This is a genomic window from Spirosoma sp. (genome assembly GCF_026391055.1).
Classification (GTDB): Bacteria; Bacteroidota; Bacteroidia; order Cytophagales; family Spirosomataceae; genus Spirosoma.
The window spans coordinates 40,597-61,206 of sequence record NZ_JAPLET010000014.1 but is presented as its reverse complement, the minus strand read 5'-3'; the positions used below and the strand labels follow the sequence as shown (position 1 = coordinate 61,206).

Annotated in this window: 25 protein-coding genes; 4 read left to right on the top strand and 21 right to left on the bottom strand. The window is 48.2% G+C overall.

Annotation, left to right across the window (positions count from 1 at the left end):
- The first annotated feature begins 3 nt into the window (after nt 1-3).
- Genes traN through NT073_RS04980 form a run of 3 tightly spaced genes read left to right on the top strand, consistent with a single transcriptional unit; the run spans nt 4 to nt 2,389 of the window.
- The gene (traN, locus tag NT073_RS04990) at nt 4-1,356 is read left to right on the top strand and encodes a conjugative transposon protein TraN (RefSeq protein WP_297369678.1); all 1,353 of its coding nucleotides are present in this window, start codon (nt 4-6) and stop codon (nt 1,354-1,356) included.
- A 5-nt stretch (nt 1,357-1,361) separates the two neighbouring features.
- Nucleotides 1,362-1,961 (top strand): conjugal transfer protein TraO, encoded by a 600-nt coding sequence (locus NT073_RS04985; protein WP_297369675.1) that lies wholly within the window; start codon nt 1,362-1,364, stop codon nt 1,959-1,961.
- 11 nt (nt 1,962-1,972) lie between these two features.
- Entirely contained in the window at nt 1,973-2,389 is a 417-nt protein-coding gene (locus tag NT073_RS04980) for a TraQ conjugal transfer family protein (RefSeq protein WP_297369672.1), read from the top strand.
- Between the two features lie 59 nt (nt 2,390-2,448).
- On the opposite strand, the gene NT073_RS04975 is transcribed toward NT073_RS04980, so the two are convergent.
- The 8 genes from NT073_RS04975 to NT073_RS04940 form a co-directional block, all read right to left on the bottom strand.
- A complete protein-coding gene (locus NT073_RS04975) occupies nt 2,449-2,922 on the bottom strand; it encodes a hypothetical protein (RefSeq protein WP_297369669.1) in 474 nt (157 codons plus the stop codon).
- Nucleotides 2,923-3,048: 126 nt separating this feature from the next.
- Nucleotides 3,049-3,324: a hypothetical protein gene (locus NT073_RS04970; RefSeq protein WP_297369666.1), complete on the bottom strand. Its 276-nt coding sequence runs from the start codon at nt 3,322-3,324 to the stop codon at nt 3,049-3,051.
- Nucleotides 3,325-3,601: 277 nt separating this feature from the next.
- A complete protein-coding gene (locus tag NT073_RS04965; protein WP_297369664.1) occupies nt 3,602-3,913 on the bottom strand; it encodes a hypothetical protein in 312 nt (103 codons plus the stop codon).
- A 56-nt stretch (nt 3,914-3,969) separates the two neighbouring features.
- The gene (locus NT073_RS04960; protein ID WP_297369662.1) at nt 3,970-4,389 is read right to left on the bottom strand and encodes a hypothetical protein; all 420 of its coding nucleotides are present in this window, start codon (nt 4,387-4,389) and stop codon (nt 3,970-3,972) included.
- A gap of 283 nt (nt 4,390-4,672) precedes the next feature.
- A complete protein-coding gene (locus NT073_RS04955; RefSeq protein WP_297369659.1) occupies nt 4,673-5,734 on the bottom strand; it encodes a hypothetical protein in 1,062 nt (353 codons plus the stop codon).
- A gap of 305 nt (nt 5,735-6,039) precedes the next feature.
- The gene (locus NT073_RS04950) at nt 6,040-6,537 is read right to left on the bottom strand and encodes a hypothetical protein (protein ID WP_297369656.1); all 498 of its coding nucleotides are present in this window, start codon (nt 6,535-6,537) and stop codon (nt 6,040-6,042) included.
- A gap of 306 nt (nt 6,538-6,843) precedes the next feature.
- Entirely contained in the window at nt 6,844-7,545 is a 702-nt protein-coding gene (locus NT073_RS04945) for a hypothetical protein (RefSeq protein ID WP_297369654.1), read from the bottom strand.
- A gap of 329 nt (nt 7,546-7,874) precedes the next feature.
- Nucleotides 7,875-8,252 carry a single-stranded DNA-binding protein gene (locus tag NT073_RS04940; RefSeq protein ID WP_297369651.1) on the bottom strand — a complete coding sequence of 126 codons (378 nt, stop codon included), beginning with the start codon at nt 8,250-8,252 and terminating at the stop codon, nt 7,875-7,877.
- 383 nt (nt 8,253-8,635) lie between these two features.
- Between NT073_RS04940 and NT073_RS04935 the strand changes: the two genes are divergently transcribed.
- Nucleotides 8,636-9,628, top strand: coding sequence for a pentapeptide repeat-containing protein (locus NT073_RS04935; protein ID WP_297369647.1), 993 nt, complete (start codon nt 8,636-8,638; stop codon nt 9,626-9,628).
- 114 nt (nt 9,629-9,742) lie between these two features.
- On the opposite strand, the gene NT073_RS04930 is transcribed toward NT073_RS04935, so the two are convergent.
- The 13 genes from NT073_RS04930 to NT073_RS04870 all read right to left on the bottom strand — a co-directional run bounded on the left by NT073_RS04930 (nt 9,743) and on the right by NT073_RS04870 (nt 20,427).
- A complete protein-coding gene (locus NT073_RS04930; protein WP_297369644.1) occupies nt 9,743-10,081 on the bottom strand; it encodes a hypothetical protein in 339 nt (112 codons plus the stop codon).
- Nucleotides 10,082-10,291: 210 nt separating this feature from the next.
- Nucleotides 10,292-10,792 (bottom strand): hypothetical protein, encoded by a 501-nt coding sequence (locus tag NT073_RS04925; protein WP_297369641.1) that lies wholly within the window; start codon nt 10,790-10,792, stop codon nt 10,292-10,294.
- A 193-nt stretch (nt 10,793-10,985) separates the two neighbouring features.
- Nucleotides 10,986-11,873, bottom strand: a complete 888-nt coding sequence (locus NT073_RS04920; protein ID WP_297369638.1) for a hypothetical protein — start codon at nt 11,871-11,873, stop codon at nt 10,986-10,988.
- 205 nt (nt 11,874-12,078) lie between these two features.
- The gene (locus tag NT073_RS04915; protein ID WP_297369635.1) at nt 12,079-13,098 is read right to left on the bottom strand and encodes a zincin-like metallopeptidase domain-containing protein; all 1,020 of its coding nucleotides are present in this window, start codon (nt 13,096-13,098) and stop codon (nt 12,079-12,081) included.
- A 253-nt stretch (nt 13,099-13,351) separates the two neighbouring features.
- On the bottom strand, nt 13,352-14,638 hold the full coding sequence (locus NT073_RS04910) for a hypothetical protein (protein WP_297369632.1): 1,287 nt from the start codon (nt 14,636-14,638) through the stop codon (nt 13,352-13,354).
- Nucleotides 14,639-14,647: 9 nt separating this feature from the next.
- Entirely contained in the window at nt 14,648-15,436 is a 789-nt protein-coding gene (locus NT073_RS04905) for a ParA family protein (protein ID WP_297369629.1), read from the bottom strand.
- Between the two features lie 132 nt (nt 15,437-15,568).
- Complete coding sequence (locus NT073_RS04900; RefSeq protein ID WP_297369626.1) at nt 15,569-16,393, bottom strand: hypothetical protein; 825 nt, start codon at nt 16,391-16,393, stop codon at nt 15,569-15,571.
- Between the two features lie 795 nt (nt 16,394-17,188).
- Nucleotides 17,189-17,443 carry a hypothetical protein gene (locus tag NT073_RS04895; RefSeq protein WP_297369623.1) on the bottom strand — a complete coding sequence of 85 codons (255 nt, stop codon included), beginning with the start codon at nt 17,441-17,443 and terminating at the stop codon, nt 17,189-17,191.
- A 35-nt stretch (nt 17,444-17,478) separates the two neighbouring features.
- Nucleotides 17,479-17,820 carry a hypothetical protein gene (locus NT073_RS04890; RefSeq protein ID WP_297369620.1) on the bottom strand — a complete coding sequence of 114 codons (342 nt, stop codon included), beginning with the start codon at nt 17,818-17,820 and terminating at the stop codon, nt 17,479-17,481.
- 255 nt (nt 17,821-18,075) lie between these two features.
- Nucleotides 18,076-18,312, bottom strand: coding sequence for a hypothetical protein (locus tag NT073_RS04885; protein WP_297369617.1), 237 nt, complete (start codon nt 18,310-18,312; stop codon nt 18,076-18,078).
- An 81-nt stretch (nt 18,313-18,393) separates the two neighbouring features.
- The gene (locus tag NT073_RS04880; RefSeq protein ID WP_297369614.1) at nt 18,394-18,696 is read right to left on the bottom strand and encodes a hypothetical protein; all 303 of its coding nucleotides are present in this window, start codon (nt 18,694-18,696) and stop codon (nt 18,394-18,396) included.
- A gap of 154 nt (nt 18,697-18,850) precedes the next feature.
- Nucleotides 18,851-19,819 carry a hypothetical protein gene (locus NT073_RS04875; RefSeq protein WP_297369611.1) on the bottom strand — a complete coding sequence of 323 codons (969 nt, stop codon included), beginning with the start codon at nt 19,817-19,819 and terminating at the stop codon, nt 18,851-18,853.
- A gap of 179 nt (nt 19,820-19,998) precedes the next feature.
- On the bottom strand, nt 19,999-20,427 hold the full coding sequence (locus NT073_RS04870) for a hypothetical protein (protein ID WP_297369607.1): 429 nt from the start codon (nt 20,425-20,427) through the stop codon (nt 19,999-20,001).
- Between the last annotated feature and the right edge of the window lie 183 nt (nt 20,428-20,610).

Sequence of the window (20,610 nt, the reverse complement as noted above, 5' to 3'; positions counted from 1 at the left end):
TTTATGAACGCTTATTTTTTTCGACCTATTGGCCTGATTTACTTCACCAGTATCAGCCTGTTGGTAACCAACGGAGCTTCCGCTCAATCAGCAGGAACTAACCGGCCTGTCTCGGCTCCCGGTCAACCTGCTACCGTAGCCTACGCTACTGGACGCCCGTTTCGCCATACGTTCACGGCTGCTCTGCCCAGCCGGGGTCTGTTGACAAGCCCTTCAGCCTCGACGGCCACAGCGCCGGTCAAAAAGCCAACAACTCTGGCCGGGGCAACGCCTTCCGTTAAGCTGGTGAAGCCGGATACGTTACCCTCGCTTGGCACGCCTAAAGTGGTGCCAAGCTCGAGCGAAAAACGATTCATAGCCGCCCCTTCCAGATCGGATACAAAATCCGTGTCGGCGCGCTCTCCCGTTCCGGAAGCCGATGATCAGGCCGTTCCGGCCAGCCAGATTGATGATACACCCCTCGCCGAGATGACCATTGTCAATAATAATGCGCACGCCCTGCGGGTACCCGCCATACCGATCCGAGACTATAATGTTGTCAAATCGTATTATACAGAGTTGCCCTATAACAAGACGATATCCATTATTTTCCCAACGCCGATTAAATCCGTCGATCTGGGATCGCGCGATATTATTGCCGACAAAGCGTCCGACGTGGAGAACGTATTGAAGGTGAAAGCCAGTAAAGTGGGTTTTAACGAAACGAATTTTAGCGTTATTACCACCGATGGAAAATTCTATTCATTCGTGGCCAACTATAACGAGCAACCCGCCTTGTTAGCGCTCAACCTGGCCATGAACACAATGGGATCGGAGGGCCCCGCCCGCGTGGGTGGATCGCGGGAAGATTCGGAAGAATTCATTAATGGCCTCAATGCCAAAGATGGCGTTATTCAGTTCTCGGGGATTCGGGCCTCCGCTTCGGAAGTGGTGTACAACTGCGATCAGGTGAATCACAAACGGCGGACGATTCGTCACCTAGGCGTATCAGAAAATCTGATGGAGGCTACCATTCGTGGCTTTTACGTGAAAGACAACGTCATGTACGTCAAATTACAATTGAAAAATAAGTCAAACATCAATTACGATATTGACTACATGCGCTTTTTTATCGTCGATAAGACCATCGCGAAACGAACGACGTTTCAGGAAACCGAGATTGTTCCTTTCTACGTGCACAATGATGGCATTCGGGTCATACCGGGACACCAGAAAATGGAACAGGTCCTCGCTTTCCAGAAATTCACCATTCCCGATAACAAACGGATTCTAGTGCAGATCAATGAAGCGGGTGGCGGAAGAGCCCTCACCTTTTTGATGAATAACGAGGACATCATGAACTCCGGAAAACTTTAATTCACATGAGACTACTTCGTTTTCTTCCATTCGCCCTGCTACTGGTTTTCGAATTACTGAGCCACAGCAGTTTCGGCCAGCGCCATCGCAAAGGTCAGTACGCCTTTTCCCTGCAGGGAGGGATCATGGACCGCTTCCCAAGGGGAATTAACCTGCGGGCTAATCAGCAGGGAAGTCTGGTGCGAACTGATTTCGTTCGCTACACCCGCGGGGAACATTATTGGAAAATTGGCTATCAATACGACCGAAAATTTTACCAACCACTGGGAGTCCAGGTGATCAGCGAGCGGCATACCCTGGGCATCGACTACGCGCCAATATCGCTTCACGATTACCGAAGGACCTTTTACATCTCCCCCGTGCTTGGCATTTTCACTGGCCTGGAGATTGTCAATCAGGACCAGCACGACCTACCCATTGGTTTCATCGGTGCCCAGGGTCATTTTACGTTTGGAGGAAATGTTGGCTTGGAAGCCGAAGTATTTTTGACCGATCGAATCTCGTTGATCGGTGGGATTACCGAACGATGGTATGCCGTGAGTGATCTTAACCGCCTGCATACCCAGGCTCAACTGGGACTTCGTTTCACCTTTGACTCGTTTTAACCGGCCAAATCATGAAAAACAAATTTGTTTACCTTATCGTCATGGCGACTGGCCTTCTGCTGGGAAGCTGCATGAGTGATGATCTTGGCTTGCAGACCCAGACTCCATTCAGCGTGTCGACTACCAACACGCCCGCGCTGGTGCAAGCCAAAGATACCGTTGAATTTCGCTTACTCATCAATCCCAGCCCTTATCTCTCGGCAACTTCCTACCGGGTCAGTTTTCAGAACACCGACTCAAGCCTCCCCGTAGCGGTTAAAATAGGCAGGCAGTTGGCTGCTCAGGGCGAGTGGCTTTCAATTAATGATCTGTCTCCCTGGATCGCGGTTCGTTGTGATTCGGTTGGCCAGCCCAAGCTTTTATTTTACGTTAAAAATCAGTCGGGTGATTTACAAACTGTCGAAGTTAGTTATACCTCTGCCAAGTAAACCTTTTACAATAAAAAAGCCGCAGGATCGGTCCTGCGGCTTTTTTGTGGACTCAGGCCTTACATAGACGCTTTACTTTGGTGCTTGATCAGATTAGATGGCAGATCCAGCAAATATTGAACCTGGCTCTGCAGCTGGGTAAGTACCAGCAGTAGAAACTGCAGATCGGCCAGTTCCCAGCTGGTTTCTTCCCGAACACGAACCAACAACAACTGGGTGATGAGCGGCTCATCGAGGGGTAAGCTTTTAATCATACCGGGAGGCATCGCCTGGAGCTGCTTCCATAGATATGCCCGGCAGTCCGCCAGTAGTAAAACCACGGCGAGCTCATCCTCCATGTGTAAGCCCCGCAAGAGATCAATAACATTGTCGAAGGTAAAAGGTCGCCGCCCTCCCCGCTTATTGTAAAAGGAAGCCTGGGAGTCAGCCCAAAAAGGCTGTACATGGGAAAACCGTTTTCCTTGCAGCTTCACCAGTAACAGTTGCTGGATTGCCTGATATTGTTCGAGAAGGGCTTCGAGAGAAAGTTGCATGGTAAAAAAAAGCCGGGCCATTCCTGGCCTGGCCGTGTAAAAAAACTTTATACCCGACGAGCGGGCTATTCGATTACGTTGTCAATAGGGCAGCGGTTTGTCCGGTCTGCCGGCGCGGTTATCCGGCTAGGCTTGAGGCAACCACCTTAGGCCTGGGTTTTGCCTGAGACGCAGGTTGAGTATATGAATTGGCAGTACGTTCTGATCCCGTGAACCGTCCCCGGCCCCTACCTGAATCGTACGGCGACGAACGACAACTTTACGCACAGGGGCCTCCAGCGAAGGCAGAGTAGGCTTTAAGGCTCCCCCAATAAACTTCGCAATAAGGGCGATTACATACGTGCCAACCAGAAATCCAACCAAAAAAATGACAAACATGGCCATTGTAATAACAACGGGCACATCTTCCGTTATTAATAAGCGAAAGGTACTGTCTATTAAAGAATTCTCAAAATTTAAACGCGTTATTTTGCCCCTAGCGCTACGCAAGTCTTCCCAGTAGTCTCTCTAGTATTTTGCGAGCGATCGTATCGCTCATCCCCACTAAATAGCGTTGGCAACAAAGATTACAGAGGTCCTAATCCATTGATTACCGATGGCAGTTAATCGACGTCCGATAGTGAAAAGTTTGGTTATAGTTGATTCCAGAAGTCAAATCTCATTTCTGGTGAATGTGCTTTTACAGGCTGCACAGACAAATAGTAACTATCACCAATGGAGCCCCCAGGCTTTTTGGCTGCATGGTCCAACTTATTGTAAATTCGTCTTTATATTTGAGAACATCACCTTTCAATCGTTGTGTCTCAAAGTTTCCTTCTTCTGGTAGTAGGCCACATTCATAAAAATCTGTTGCAATATTTCTGGCGAAATCCTCAGCCATTGTCCGAGTTGAGAATAACAGATAGTGAGTCCCCTCTGACCGATCATTGCGATCAAAGCGCTCAAGAATTAATAAATGGGTCGCATCCATGATAAATAAGTCAGTCATCATTTAAATTCCTCGCTTAGCGTCGTCACCTCTCCGGCTGATCAGCCAAGTAACCGCCCTTATTCGTCGGGATTGGCAGGTAACGTGTTAAGCGCTTTAAGCCATGGTTTCAAGTCCGTCGCTTGCAACAACTGATGAAGATACCGGGTCTGTCCTGGTGGGACAGTTTGGAGCAGGGCCGCAAGCAGGTTTTCCGCTAACTGAATCAGGACCGACTCGGCTTGGGGCAACCAGCCTTGCCGTTGCTCATACGCCTGGAACACAGCAATCAGATACGCCACTTCATTTGCCGCATGATGCTGACCGTCCGAATGATGCGCCACGGCGGTCCGCCGAAGCGGTGCCAGGCTGATATAACCAAGTGGGCCTAAGGCTACGAGCTGGCCAGCTATTACGGGTAAATGCGTATAGATACACCGCAAAGGCCAATTCCCAACGGGGGCTGTTACAAGGGGGAAGGTTGGCGGTGTCGTATTCATAACTTGCGATTACTTCTTGATAAATATACCAAATTCTTTCAATAGAGCTGTCAGTACCTGTAGAAAGCTTCGGCGTAAAACTTGAGAAGAGTGTCCGTGACGGTTTTAACTGGAAGTTGTCCGATCCAGACAAGTGTTACACGTATATAGGTATGCGTCAGCGACTTTTTATGATTCCAGTGGCCATTTTTTATGAGGGATAAAGGGTTAGTTATGAGGAAAGGGAAAAGGTTGATAAACCCTCTTCCCTTTCCGGTAAGAATTATTTTTCAGCCACTATTCTTTAGATAACTGCCTGGGTCAAATGGTGAAAAAGGCTTCCATCCAGGTCGTAGCGTTGATTTATGGTTAAGGATGTTGGCTGATGAAATAACGCGTGATTCAAGCCATTATACAATAGCCACAAATTGGGCTTGGCGGCTAATCGACCAGCCTCCTCGTCCATTCGTTCAAGGGCAAGTTGCACCAGTTTCTTTGGCACCTTCACTCCTTTCAGGTAGCTCTCCGCCCGCTGCCGCTTGATCGTATGTTCAGCCAGCCGGGTATACATCTGAGCCGTCAGGGAATCCTGAGCGGAAACGAATTCATTAAACATTCCGCTGAGCGTCTTTTCGAAATCGACTTCAGTAAATCCGGTATGACGGATTCGGCTGTAAGCCAGTGTTGTTTCTTGACCTACCTCGACGTGTTCGGTCGTTTCGATACGCGCCGGTTCAAAGAATGTTTTCGTTTCCCGAACATGGGTATGACGAGTTGGCTGCCCCTCGGCAAGCCATTGTACGTACTCGTCTAAGCTCATAAACTCGTCGGCCCATCCCATCAAGCCATTGCCACAGACCAGTCGGTAATAACTAATCCGCATGCGCGGAGCAATTTCGGTTGTGTCTATACTACGTTGCGTGGAGAGAACTTTCCCCTGAATGGTAAATGGGCTCTTTCCCGAATACGAATTGGTGATAATAATCGCTTTTTGCAGTGTATCGGGCGTTGTCGAGGGCTGACTGCCCGGCCGCTTGGGTGAAATTACCTCGAACCGTTCTTCAGGCAAGGTTAAGGTCAGCGAAAATTCACCCTGGTCCGAATAGGATGCTTGCAGGGTATGCCGTCCCAAAACCCGACCGGCTACCTCGCGAATTAACTGATTTGGGAAGAGGGAATAATTTTTACCCTGTAAGCCAAAAATTACTGGCTTGGTGGCCTGGGGCGGCCTGCCAACGATAAATTTTTGCCGATCCCGAGCGGCGGACTCGTAATCCGGCATGAGGGCTGAAAACTCCTGCAACTGAACGGGAAATGCGATCTGATTCCAATCGTCGGTTTGGGAAAGTCCCTTTGCTTTTGCCATGATCGTCAGTAATAAGGGGTTTGTAATTGAGAATTTTAACTAGCTAAAGATAACCAAGGGCGTCTTGCCAACCCCTATAATTAATAGTTAACTAATTGACTATCTGTGACTTTCTTCCCTGTTATGCCTCTTTTTGGGCGTATACAAAGGCAAGCCTTGCGTTCGTTTCAGCCAATGCTTTTGTCCAAAATTTTGTACAAACGCTGCTGGCAAGTCAAACTTTTCGTAGCTGCCTTATGCAGGTGTGGCCTAGTAATACAACCTGAAAAAGTGAAGTAAAACGTTCAGGGCCTTCGCCCTGTAGCTTACTCAGCGAGTATTAGTCCCTGCTGTAATGCCCATTGTTGGACCCAATGCTGCAGCTTGGTTTGATCTTCGTCCAGAAGTGGTTCAAAATCCCGGCTGACTTCCTCAACCAGACGGTCCATAGCAAGCGGTCTGCTTGCCGTTCCGCCAAACAGCTCATCCATGACGGGACGTAATTCGGCCAGGATCTGTTCGACTGACGAGGGCGAAAATGGAAGCGGTACAGGAAACAATTCAGCCCACTGCAGCGGGGGGATTCCTGAAATCAAAAACTCACGATCTGGGGGTGTCAGGAACGGAAAAGCATCCTGCATTAAATCACCCTGACGGGCTTTCCTTCGCCCTTCTTCAAACTGTTCTAGTGTACAGGGCAGAATGTGCTTACCGACTTGCTGAGTAAGCATGTTGATGCGCTGAACCGTAATTCCTTCCGGACAGGGCCAATACGTTCCTTCGGGCAAAAAACCGGGTCGAATACCAATTGATGTCGTCTCCATAATTGACTAATGGGTTGTCGTGCTGACTTCATTTATCGGGTCAAACTTTAAGGCCAATACGCTTAGTAAGCCAGTGAGAACGATGACTATTTGTCGGATTCATTCGACTTAGAATACTAATAACTAATTGATTATTAACCCTGTACTAAGATACCCATTCCACTTTTCAATTAAGAAATAGGCCCGTATAGTTGCCGTATGTCCCGGTGACCTTCTCCCCGGTTATGGCCCCTGCGGGATGAAGTAGTAAAGTGAGGTGAAACCCAAATACCCAGACCGGCCTTTAGAGCGGGTTTGGGTATTGACTCAAAAAAAGTAGGTCGCTCCTATCCCGATCCCGCTCCCGCTCAACAGATTCACGGATACCCACACGTGCCGTAATTCGGCTGAGACCTGAACACCATACAGTAATACAGGCTTGAGTTTACCCGCTTGCAGAAGCTGCGCGTAGCGGGTTGGCTGGTTATCCGCAATGGTCACTTCCTGATAGAAGGAAGCTCCGGCCAGGCCACCGATGAAAATATGGGGTCGGGCGACAAATCCGATCCCGGCTAATAGAGAGGGGTTAGCTTTGTACTGGCCCTGCGCCCCTACGTACAGTTCGTTCTTTCGACGGCCAGCGAGCAGTGTTACATAGCCGCCCCATTTGGTTTTAGCGGTCGCATTAACGAACAGGGTACCATTCGTTTGCACAGCCAGTCCAAGACCAACTTTGCCAACTGCCTTTTCTGTGAGGCAGCTATCCGGCTTATTAATGCGCTCGACGGCATCGAAGAATGCTTTTAAACCCATTGACTGCGTATTCATGCCCAGCGCGTAGGGATTCAAGTAAGAACTCTTAAGCCCTGACGGCTTAGCCAGTGTGGTAGCCGGTGTGGCCTGCCCATAACAAGTAGGGCAAAACAGCAGGGTAGCAATCCAGTACAATAAGAATGTGGCAAATACCAGACCCATTCCTTTCAAAAAATTTACGACCTGCGAGCGTTGGGGTTCTACAAGTTTAAACATGGTTTTTGGGGCGGTACGCCGCCGCGTTTGTGCCTACCGGCGATGGATGATTTATTTTACTTAATTAAAGATACCACCCCCACCCCTTAAATTGCTGTTTAACAGATAGTTAGACCATAAGCTATCCGTCGCCCTTTTCCCTGTTATGATCCCCCCGTAGGGGGTTAGGGGGGCCACACTATCGAATCCAATACCACCGTAGGTGATGCGATGGTGAAGTGCTATGCAGTGGTCGTTAACCTTGTCTCCTACAACCTCCAGAATGTATATCCCAAAAAAAACGGTTCGTGTGTGGGACACGAACCGTTCAAACTTCATCAGCTTTTTGCTCAAGACGAATACTCGTCATCAACAAATTCTTCTTCAGACTCCTGGCTAACCGATTTTTTATCCAGCACCTTTACGCGTGCATTCTTAATTTTAATGCTGGCGGCTGGCTTACCGTCTTTATCGGTGTAGGCTTCCGCCGTTACTTTACCTTCCACCAGCATCAATCGCCCCTTGCTATAGGTTTCCGTGCGATCACCTTTGACTACGCATTCAACCCAGATGGTTTTAGATACTAGTTCCTGCGTATCTTTTGTCTTGTAGCTGTCATCCAACCCAATAGATATTGCCGTTAATGGCTGACTCAACGAGTCATTAAAAACCCTCGTTGATCCAACGTGACCAATTCCTACAAATTTGTTCAACCCGAACATAGACATGGCTTTACCGGTTTGTGCCTGATTAGGCGATGATTAATTGATTTAACACTATAAAGATAACCTCTATTTATTTTAGTCATTAACCTGAATGTCAGCAACTTAACTACAAACTAAACACTTTCTTCCCTGTTATGTGCCGCCCTTTACGGGGGTTCTAATTTTATTTATTGGTAAGCTGACGCGTTAATCTTTTTCCAGTAGCCCAGCCCTCAACGCTATAGGCTATATCACTGCGATATCCCCTTCATTTTCCGTCAGTTATTCTCTGACATAAAGTTAAATAATTCATCAGAAGATGCTTGAAAAGTTCTTTTTGTTTTTTTTTCGGTCAACTCAATTGATAGGATGTTATCTTGTCACTACTGCTACCAATCCTAGTTCAAATGACGCTTGTTAGCCAATTAGACTTGTTTGCACAACAGCCACAACTCATTCGATATGACTTGTCAGGCACGAATTATAGTCGGTTTACCGTCGATGATGCTGACCGGCCCGATCAAGAATCGGGTCAGATAGACTTACGAAATGACCGGGGTGAGGTATTGGTTTCTTTGCAAAGCCGGCGTAATCGATCTGTATCGGAACAGGCACGTCGTCGCTTACTACTGGAGACGGCTTTTTCTCAAGGCCGGGTGCTGGCAGGCCTGCAGCTGCCTGGGCTCAAACTTGTCCAAGTTCACCTGGTTGGCACCAGGCGTATGGATTTAACGGGTGCCAGCTTGACGAAGGCACTTGTCACGGCTGGTCGAATGTGGGCTGATCTACGGGGATCGACGCTGACGGATCTGGCAGCATCGGGGGTAGATTGGCACGGCAGCCAGCTGGCTGACTGTCAGTTAACGGGGGCCAGGGTTACGGGGTCTAATTTCCAATCCGTCAGCTTTTGTAGATCGAACCTGGAGAAAGCCCATTTTCTGGATTGTCAACTACAGATGAGCTACTTATCCTGGTGCCATTTACATCAGGCCAGTTTAAAAGGGTCTGATCTTTCGGGCTGTGACCTGCGGTATACTGATCTTACCGGTTGCGATGTCCGGGGGACATACCTGCGGGGAATTTCTATTTCGGTTGCTGCACTGGAAAAGGCAAATTTAAAACCGATACGTCAGCGGATACAGCACCTGGTTTTGGCTTATCCGCTGCTAAAACCCGTATGGGTTGCGGCTCTTGAGGCGGGTCACTGGCAGGCAGGATCGGCCGAAAGCTTAAGCGATTTCCTATCCCGGTGCCTTGGCTACCGGGTTGGTGCCGGCTGGCAAAATGTACCCGGAAGTACCGAATGGATTATCTGGCAATTTCTGCGCTCAATTCAAACCGGTGAGCGGCCCACTTCTCATTCCCTGGCTAACCTGCTCTATAAATGGGTCTCGCTTTAGTGATCGGCAGGTATGACCGAGGGACTTGGCTGTAAGGAGGTGAAGTAGTAAAGACCAACAAAACAGGGCAAACGCACTGCGATTGCCCTGATCTACCCCTTTACAACCATTCCTCTACAACCGAAGGTAAAACCCGGTTTCCCGTTCAATTACCCCTATTACATCCTCCCCATAAACCCGGTCCATCCGAACAGTTCTTGCCGAATCGCTATGTGATTTAATAAAGTCAAGCGTATAGAGATCCAATCCGGGTCGGTAAAACATATTTATGGCTACACACTTAGCCCCTGACCCCATTGACCAGGCTAATAGATACTGCTGATTACTGAATCGGATGTGGGTTGCCCCCATCATAATAAATCCCATTTTTGTAATCAGTGAATGCATCTCCATAATTTCAGGACTTGCTACTCTCAGATTTGCCGTTACATCAGTGGCTTGCGCAGTATGCATCGTTTTAAGCTCGTTTGCCGAATTAATCTTATATAAAAATACACCTTTGCGGCCACGTCTCTCCAGGTAATAACGAATTGATGAACGGCTGACGGCTGACTTTTCCCCTGTTATACTGAGCCAGCTTACGGCTCTGATTAAGTGAAGTGTTTAATCTGCCCATTGGGCGCATGTTGGCCCAATAGGGCGGTTTTAGTCTTCTGGCATTCGTTACGAAACCAGGTAAAAAATAGCCGTCATGGGGTTAATTATTAACCAGACATTTCCATTACAGGTACCCGGCCAGTACTGATGGACCCATCCCTTATAAAAGCCCTCCTGTTGCTTCAGGGTAATGGTATAGTCGTATTCTTTGGTTGACCAATCAATCGAGTGTTCAGCCTGAAGCTTGATAGCCCGTTTTAAGGTATCCAGATGAAAACTCCGCAGTTCAGGGGGCAATATGGATTCCAGTTCTAAAGTCTTAAAGTTTAATTCTGTCAGCAGATTTGGTTGACTAGCCAGTACGTCATAAACACCCCCAAACTGATGGCTTTTTTGCTCGAAACCCGCTTTAAGCATGGGTAAATTTGCTTCCTTATAGCCACGGTATAAGTTTACCCATAAATGAGGATGCCGTTGCTCAACGAAAGCCTGACGGTATAATAGAAATTGAAGAAAGTTATGATGCGCCTGGGTTGCGTTCGCAACGGGGGGGTGACCTGAATTCATAGTCGAGGGTGATTTATTGACGCACAAAAAGTAGTTAACTATCTGATTTACTGATAGTAATATAACTATTTTTTGCCGATTTGCCAATAGGGCTGGTTGGTGTCTCGCCTCTTTTTCTCCCCCGTTATTTATGTACACAAACAAAAAAGAGGGCAATGGCCCCCTTTTAGTGTTTATCCATATGTTTACATTGTTAGGTATGACTGGGTTCAGCCTGCGTGGTGGAAGTCGCTGACAAGTCCTCAGCAGATGATTCAACCGAATGGAGATGGGTGTAGGAATCATTGAGCAGGTCGTCCCTGCCATCGGGTTCGGTGCCTACTGGGTTGGGGTTGCGAGTTACCTCAGTCGATTCCAAAGTTGATTCCTGCTCATAAAATACGCTGGTGAGCTTGGTTGTTTTTTTCGATTGGGGCCGTATAACTAGCCAGTAGTACCCGCCAGCTCCAGCAAAAACTAACAGAATAAGTGAAGGTAACCAGGAGGAGCTGCTGGTAGGAGCGGGTTGTTCTTTTATAGAAGCAACCTTTGGCGTCTTGTCCGTGCTTTGCTGGATTTTCGAGCGTTGTTTGGCCAGCGCGGATTCAATCGTTAAGCTATCTTCTATGGCTTTGCGGGGAAAGATCTCATCCGTCAGAATATAAAGCTTACTGGCGTACAGACGAGCCTCCTGGGGCCTACCGTTTATCTGGAGAAGGCCAAAGCGAACAAAACGAACCTGGGTAAAAAAGTCCATCTTTGACACCACTTCGCTGAGTGAAGCGATGGGAAGATCCATGAGTCCCCGCATGGTTATCGAATCTTGTCGGGTGAGCTGAATCTGATCCGAAAACCGTAATACAGACGGTGAACTGATCATGGTCCGCCGGGCCGAGTCCGATAAATCAAAAGAGGCCGATGAGGCACCGATGGGCATCCGTAACTTGAGCTTTTGGGCATCCAGTTCACGCTGAACCAGATCGGGCGTCGTTGCTTGGACAGCGGGGGTGAGGCTTGGAATCGAGGGTGCGGCCGGGTGTGCTGGCTGCCAGGCCATCAGTGGGCTAGCCAACCCAATAAACAGGAATAAGTTTCTGGTCATGAGTTAAACGCAAGCTTTTAGTTGTTTTTTTTCGGTCATTACGCTTCACACAAAGTTAAACGAATATAGCAGACGGCCTAAGGAGCTCTTGGGTAGCGGTTTGGGATTTAGCAAACTATTTTTTTTTCGGTCACTCATTTTTTTAAACATACTACCAATGAAAAGGTGAAGTAAAAACCAGCCCGCTGACCGGCGGGCAGTCTCATTACTCGTCGTCATCGGGCAACGAGTGTTGATTAAGAATGTAGTCGGCTGCGGCCTGCGCTTTAGAAGCGGCCTTCACGATGATCGTTCGATCACTGGACAACAGCTTGCTGTAATAGTCAATGTAAGCCGCAGCATTTTCCAGCAAATCGTCGCGCTGACTAAAATCAACGCCCAAAGCATTCAATAAAAATGACGTACCCAACTCAGCAATCAGTTCTTCAAATGCGTAAGCCAATGGATTCGGCTCGCGGTTTGCCACATAAGCGGCAATAGACTCCCGGTTTAACCGCTTGGGGTGACCCGAAGCGTGAACAAGCTCATGGAACATCGTTTTGTAATAATTTTCGGGTGTCCTGAACTCGCTGATGGTTGGTATGATAATGGAATCTTTGCGGGGTAGATAACAAGGAGTACCGGGGCACGTATGTGAAATCTGAATACCGTCCTGGCTCATCCGGTCGACAATCTCCTGCAATTCATTGATTTGCAGTTGTCGGTTGGTTTCAACCAGCGCGTCCAAATCTGGCAGTTTGACATCAATCCCGTCTGTCTGGTCAATATTCCAGACGTAGTAAAATCGAAATAACGGCGCTGCGCTTCTTCCCTCTGCTAATAAGGCTGCTTTCTTGTCTTCGCTAGGGAATTTCCAGAACGTAACAATATGCCCTTTTTCGCCCTTTCTGACTCGTCCGCCCAGTTGGTTAATTTGCTTTAGGGTTAAGTAATAGGGTTTCTCGTACGGAAGCAGAGCCAGCAGCAACATATTGATGGATGTATAAGGCCGTTTCGAGCAGTAATTTTGCGGAAAACCATACCCATTCTTCTTGTACTGAGCTTTCCAGGGGATGACTCCCTTTTCTAATTGAGTAATTATTGTTTGGGTAATTTTATCATACAAAAAAGCCATCTTACCGCCCTTCATATCGTCCGGGGCGGTGGGTGAAGTAGGTGGGACATAATTTTGAGTACGTTTTCCTATGTTGGATTTTTTGGCCGTTTTTTTTGATAGCGTTGTCATGAAAAAAGGGGTTTTTTGCTGTTTGTTTGTAGCCTAAATTTACCCCCTAAATCCATCTAATAGTATGATAATGAACGGCTTATGGACATTCTGTGTGTTACCTTTTTCCCTGTTATAAAAAATGAATCGGGTGAGGTTTTTCTTAGTCTTGCCCGTATAATTTTCGTGTTGCTCAATTGGTAGCGCACGGGTGGATATAAAAAAAGCAGACACCGTAAGATGTCTGCCAGGATACTTGTCATGTATCGACTTACTACCTTTTCGCCCCGATCAAGTCCCAGAATTCCTGAATCGTCAGGGTGTCGGAATACTGTTCATCAATCGCCCGATCATCCCCCCGAAGCGTTTGCCAGCTTTCGGATAGACCTTCACGAATAAGAAAAGAACCCCGTAGGGTAATCATAATTTCACCAGGTAAGGCCTGAACGATTTTTTCACTCAACGCTTCACTAAGAGCCTGGCGCGAACCCACTGGTGCGACATCCATCACCGCATCGCCCGTTTTTTCCTCGCCCCCCTCAACTGATTCTTCCTCTCCTAAATCGCTGCCCCTCGCGGTTTTGGTTTCCTCTGCTAACCAAGTTGGATTGTTCATCGCCTGACGCGTATGCTCCAGGGCCGCATCGGAAAAATCGTCGTTGGCATCAGGATTATTTCCAACCGCATTTTTAGCGGGTGACCGGTCCCTGGGTGCCTTTTTGTTAAGTGGAACCCCTCCTTTCTCGGCCGTTTTTTTAATGCGGCTGGCCGTAATCGGCTTGCCGTCTTGCTGGCTCTCGGCTACGGTCTTCTTCCAAATAGTAGTTCGTTGATCTTCCGGCAGCTGAGCCAGCGCAGCCGCGTGAGATTCGGTATTGGGCAAGGGAATGGACGTGTTTTTCCCCTTTAATAGTTCACCTTCTCCTTGTTCACCTGTTTCTTCACCCTCTTCGGGTGCTGACCACACGTAGCTTGTGGGGCCCGAAGATTGCCCAGCCGTTTCGGTATCTGCTGGTTCGGCTAAATTTGTACCATCACCGGACTCTTCCGTATAGTCGACGTCCTCGGGTTGTTTCGCCGTTGAGGGTGAGGGCTTTGACCGACGTACTTTCCCGGTAGGAACGGCCTGGTAGCCTTCCGTCGACGAAGCATCCGTTGCTTCAACCGGATCGGATTTAATTTCTTCCGCAATCTGATTAACAACTTTAGCCGCTTCAATAAGTTGATAGCCTCGATTTCGGTTAAGACTGAACCGTTCCAGCATGTACTGCTCAATGGTCAGGTGGGTAGCCCGGTACAGTTTATTTTCCTGAATTTCAATCAATGCCCGGCCGACATCCAGAAAGGTATTCATGCCCCGGTCAATCGTTGCCTCCAATCGGGCCAGTTGAGCGGCTTCGGCCGTTGTTAATGGGGTGAGGGTTTTAACCGAGCTGGAACCAAACCGGCGCGTTGGCAGGGGTACATCATTCACCATCACCTCCGGTTCCGGTTCAGGCGTTAACGCGCTGCTTAGAATGCCACCTACCTGTTGCGAAAAATCTTTTGTTTTCTTAGCCATAATTGACACTTAGTTGGCGGTAGTAAGAATGGCTAGCAGCTCATCCACTAACTGATTAAAATCTTCAGCTCCGTTACTGCCCGGATCATACTCAAATATGGATTTATGCTCGGCTGCGCTTTCCATCAGGCCAATGCTCTGCCGGATGGCGGCGGTAAAGACGGGCAATTTACTTTCCACTAAAGCTTTCTTGATTTCAGAACCAAACTTTGTACGTTCCCCAAACCGATTTTTAAGAATGCCTGCCAGTTCAAGCGATCGGTTAAAATCTTTCTTGATGCGGGTCGCCTGCTTGATAATCTGGGCCAGTCCCTGGAAGGCAAAATTCTCACCCTGCAGCGGAACAATGTAGTAATGAGCAGCACATAAGGCATTCCGGGTAAGGATACCCAGGTTCGGCGGGCAATCGATCACCACGAAGTCATAAAATGCGTCCGGTGCTTTTTCAACCTCTTCTTCGATCAAATTGCGTAGGGCGAAAAATTCCGCGTCGTTACTTAAAATGGCGTCGGAACGCTGCAGATCCAAACTAGCGGGCAGAAAGCCAAAGGGATGCCCGTTAGTCTTAGTCATCTCGATTACGTCTTCCCACTGCGCATCCCCCGTCAGCAAATCACCGACATGCTTGGATTTAGCCGGCAAGCCTACGGCCATGGTCAGGTTATGCTGAGGGTCCAAATCTACCATAAGCACGGAGTGACCGCGCCGGTTTATACCGGCCGCCAGGTTAAAGGTTATCGTTGTTTTGCCCGTGCCGCCTTTGTTGTTGAATACGGCCAGAATAATTGGTTTTGACATGGTAATAAGTAACGGGGAAGAAATGCGTCAACAAAAAAACTAAGGAATATCTACATTCAGCGAAAATGGACCAACTTGTTTCAACCGCCCGGTAGATGCGGCCGGAACAACCGGGCGTAGTAGATCAAAATTTTATACGTGTCCAGCCTGCAAAGACACGACAGTTGGTTCATATACCTGGTCAGGCGGGCCTATCTCAAGTGGATTAAGTAAACTGGCTTGTGGTAAAGTTACCGGTTCCTTGGGGCGGTTCTGAGCAAATTGCCGGGCATGGTCAAGAGAAAAGTCGGGCAACAGATTAATGTAGGTGAACTGTTTGGCTTTATCGCTTGATTTACCACGTTTAATGCTGAGGACAAAGGGTACCATACACAAACTTCCCAGTAATTGCTTCCAGGTGTCTACCATTCTGGTAACCTGGGGAATGGTGGATTGTGCGCCATGCGTCATGATCTGCCAATACCCTACCAGGGGAAAGTCCCGAATCATAAAACGCAAAGATAAGGTTGGCTTCCAAACGATGTGCTTGGCCTTATCGGGCGCAAGTCCTTTTTGTAGGTGTGCTTCGGTCAGTAAGGCAATATCCGGAACCTGTTGCAACGTAACCAGTTTGGTATAGCCTGGACTTCCGTCTTTAGGTCGGAAATAAAACGTTTGGCCGTCCGAATAGGCGTATAAATCGCCCTTCCGATCCCGGATTTCCAGCCGTACATTACAGCTGGCTTCCTCCGCATCGTTGTAAAAACAAATTGGCAACTGGCGTGGCTCCGGTCCGTACAGTTGCGTGAATAAATCCTGAGCCCGGCCACGGGGCACAAAGTAATCCGTGGCGGTTGGGTATGCCTTCCCCCCTTCCGTGTGCACGAGTTTTCCCAGGCCAATTCGCCCTATTTCAGGAATAGCTTCCTGCGGAATGCCGCCAGTAGCCACGGGTTGCATTGACGTTATAATCCGCATAGTTCAATGAAAATAGATAAGTGTAACCATTTCATATTGGCCTAAATATAAAGCAATATGTGTTTTTTTTTCGGTCATTACAACTAAAAAGTCAGGATTTTCTCTTCACTTTTTGATTTAATGTTCTGAATGTCATGCGATAAGCTTCGCTTCTGCCTACGATCACAATAATACCTTTAGCCTTTCATTGTCAGCAACTACAGGCGTATTAGTAAGTCCCGCGTAAGGCGACAGGTACTTACCTCGCTAACCAGGCTATCGGGCTGTTCGTGCTGACAGCAGCCACAAACCAGGCAGAAAGAGGCGAGCTTCGAATGAACAAACCGCTCTGGACAAGCGCAGTTCCAGAAATGGGAATTGGTCAGTAGCGGTGATTCAGGAGCTACCGGGCGTAATCTTTCGGAGAGGAACTGGGATCGAAAAACAGGAGATGTAAGCATAATTTCTTCTTTTTTGATAGTCGTAAGATACGTTCTGACTAGCCGAAAATTTGATTAGTGGAGACTATAAATGAGCAACTTAGCTTAGATCCTTCCCCGTTATATCCCGGTTTTTAGCCGGATTAAGTGAATAAGTGCAGTGAAACGATGCCAGGTGAAGTAGTAGGTTTGGCGCTGGTCATTGGCTCAAGGGCTTTGCCCGATGTGGCCGGTGATGAGCGGTGAACCTACTTTACATGAAACGAGGCAGGGTAGCCCGGTCGATGGGAGAGTAGCGTAGCCCTCGACCGGGCTAAGGTGACTCGGTAAGTGAGGTAAATGCGCCAGACAGACATGCCGATGTTTCGGGCAGTGCTTATTCATCCAGGTTCCATTTGTAACGCAGATAGCGTACATAATGAATCGGACAGCAGTAGTCGATTCCTGCATAACCCACTGCATCGGCCGCATCGTCCTGGTGGGGCGGGGCCAATAAATCCGGCTGCCAGGCATTTATACAGGGGCCATAACGCCGGGTCCTGACGGGCTCGGACGAAAATAAGGTTAATTGGCTGGTCAGTTGCTGGTCAGGCATAGCTAGTAACTGACAGGCTTGAAGGGCATGCTCCATCCTTTTTTCTAGACACGTGACACAAAGCATTTCCTTTAACGTCCTTCGTAGCGGTCATGGAGTTTCAGAAACCCCTTAAAATGCGCAGCGAAATCGGGTTGATCGCTGTAAACCAAATCCCCACTAGCCATAAGTTGTTTTTTCTCATGACCAACTGGCCGCAGATGGGGGGCGTATTCTTCGCCTAACGCACTTGGCTCAAGGTAAACGGCGGGGCATCGCTCCGAGACAAACGCATTCCCGGTGATGCCTTCACCGACAATGACGACGCTATCGACGTGACCCAGCAAATGCTGCTCATTGGGTCCATAATTACGATAGATTTGAGCACGGATGCCGTTTTGTTTTTGGGGAGCGGGGGTAAGAACAGGCTGCATAGCGGAGTAGTGGCTGATTTTCTATACCCTAAAGATCGTCAGAACAGGCCGATGGCTGGGGGTTAAGGGAAACTCGTTAGTACCTGCACCACGTCCCCTTTCCCCTGTTATAATGGGCGTAGCCTTCTTACTCTTACCGATCATCACCACGGATGATTAGTCATGCCCTTTGTCCTTTGAGTAGGTGAAGTGAAGCAAGCATAACCGTTTGGAGCCGCTCATCAACTGAATAGCTAACCCGGAAACCCTTTACTGTTACTCCACAGATAAACCCACCGCGGCGGCCGGTCCGCCGGCGCGGGACCGCTCAAAGACGTCATTTTCCTGCGGATCATTCACCTCAATAGGAAACTTATCCAGTACCCCTTCTCCCAGGCCCGTTAAGGTTACGTCCTCATCCTGGTTAGGATTGTAATTGCCCGATAAGGTTTGGTCAATTTGATATAGTTCATTCAGAAACTGATAAACGGCTTGCTGGGTCAGGGCCTTCATCTCCCTAACAGGGCGTAAGGGTTTAGTGCTGAATCGGTACGGGCTTATAACTTTCTTTTAGGCACTATCCCTAAGTAGATATTACCTGAATAAGTGAGAAGGTAAGTTTTTAGGTGGTACCAGCTTTTTTCTATTCTTACGCCAGCGGGTGAAAAAAGCCGTATTATTTTTAAAAAACCAGAGCTGAATTTGAATAAACTCACAGGCAAACTTCCTCGACACTTTGTTATCCGACCGTAACTTTTTGTAAATCGGCTCATTCGCCTTGACCCGCTCGGCATTGGTGTTAATCTGGTGATTAATTAATAGACGGTACTTTTCTCGCAGTTGAAGTGGCTGTTTATAACGACCAAAGTGTAAGCCTTCAAACGGTATTTTGCTCATAACAATCAGGTGTTTACCTTCCTAAAAATACGATTTATCGTGGGGGCAGCTGATTACAATAGGGGGTAGCTGCGGCTGATAGTCAAGTTTTATTCCCCTGTTTTAGTATTGCCTGAATTCGTCAAGTGAGGTAGCTAAGTCTCTATGGGGTTAGTCAATACTTAGAGACAACACAATGACCATGAGAAAAACGGTATTCTCGCAACTGTTCGACACTCCAGTGACCATATTTCTCCAGTGCCTTCTTCAGGTACTGTGGTAGAGCGAGTTTCCCTTTTACGCCATGGTTTACTTTGGACTGAGCGAATTTAGCCAGCTTAGCTGCTTTGCGCTCTACCCACTGTTGCCAGCGATCCGGGTGGGTTCTGTACAAATAAACGATCTCGACTTCGTTTTGAAAGGGACAGAACATACAATTACTTGGGTAGGGTATGGGATATCCGTATACGGCAATGATGCGTTGGCAAGCGGCCCGGTCGTGGCCCAGTTCCAGGAGCGGATAGCGATGCTCAACGCACAGTTTCCGCCATTTGGGGATATAGGCGGGACCGGTGTCGCCCTCTTGAAACAGAACGTATTCATCCGGCTCGGCTGGCGTTTTGGGGCCTGGATGAGCGACCCGGCTTTCCTCCCCGGCTGCAAAACCGATCCAGCTGACCAGTTTACCGAAATAATGGCGGTACTGGTAAAAAACGGAAGGGTCATTGCCACGATAGCCGTAATGATCTCGTAGCCACTGCGCCAGAAATCGATAGCTGACTTTAATCTTCAGATTATCGGTGCAGGATTTAGCAAAGGTTACGCCCATAATGTTGTTATTGCGCTCCATCTGATCCGTAAGGCTCTGCCAGGTTGCCCCGTGAAAGCCCATGTCCGGCGTCACGAACGTAAAATCAATCCCGACCGTTGGACACCATTGTTTTAGCCACGAAACGTATTCTTCTGTTTCCTGATATTCAATGCCGGTGTCAGTCATTAAGGCACAGAAATTAGATTTACCCAAAAACGTTTCCCGAAAACCTATATCATGCTGGCATAACATCAGTAACGCTACGGAGTCCTGACCACCCCCTACAAAGAGGACACGAGTCGGTAGATGAGGGTCAAATAGTCCAGCCATCATACGTGTTTGGGGTTATATATGAGGAGCGTAAACGGTTTACCGGGTTTGTCAACATTCAGTAAGTGCCCTGCCCAAAGCAGCTATTTTCGCGGCTGTCATACGGATGGGCATAAGCGCTGGATTGGAGAAAGTGCAAAATTCAACTGGTCATCATTCAAGCGAACGGATAAGCTTATACGTCAAGAAAAAACAGACATCTGCTGCGCCGTTTGATCCGTGTCCGTCGCCGTCCTGAGGACCATGAATACGTAGGGATCGGGTTTATCAAATGCCAGGGTGCCTTTCACGGGCATAAGCTCCAACTCAACAAGGCCCGAAATTGATACCCGCCAGCCCTGCCGAGCACCCTGCTCCTGGTCATTGACTTTACCCTTATCTCCACCCTGCCGTAAATACTGACCCAGTGGGTTACTACCCACTTTCATCGGGCTACAACGCGGAAATTGACAGTTGATGTAGTTGATTCGATTGGTGAGCCGTTCAATGAACACGTTCGGCTCGTCGGTCAACTGATTACAATAGGCTGGCATGACATCCAAAATCGCCTTTTGGAGTTTATTGGCGGGACTGCCCGCGTGGGACTTACGAATAAAAAATTGAGTATCCATGACCGTAGGAGAGTTGCCGGGGCGGTGGCGTATGTTGGCTTACTTAAAAATACGGCTTTTATAGGACTCAACTCCCCATAAGGCTACTTTAATAGGCTATCAATCAGTCTACTGATACGCCTTTTCCCCTGTTATGGTCATTGAACATACTGGCTTGAGAAGGTGAAGTAAAGTAACCAGGGT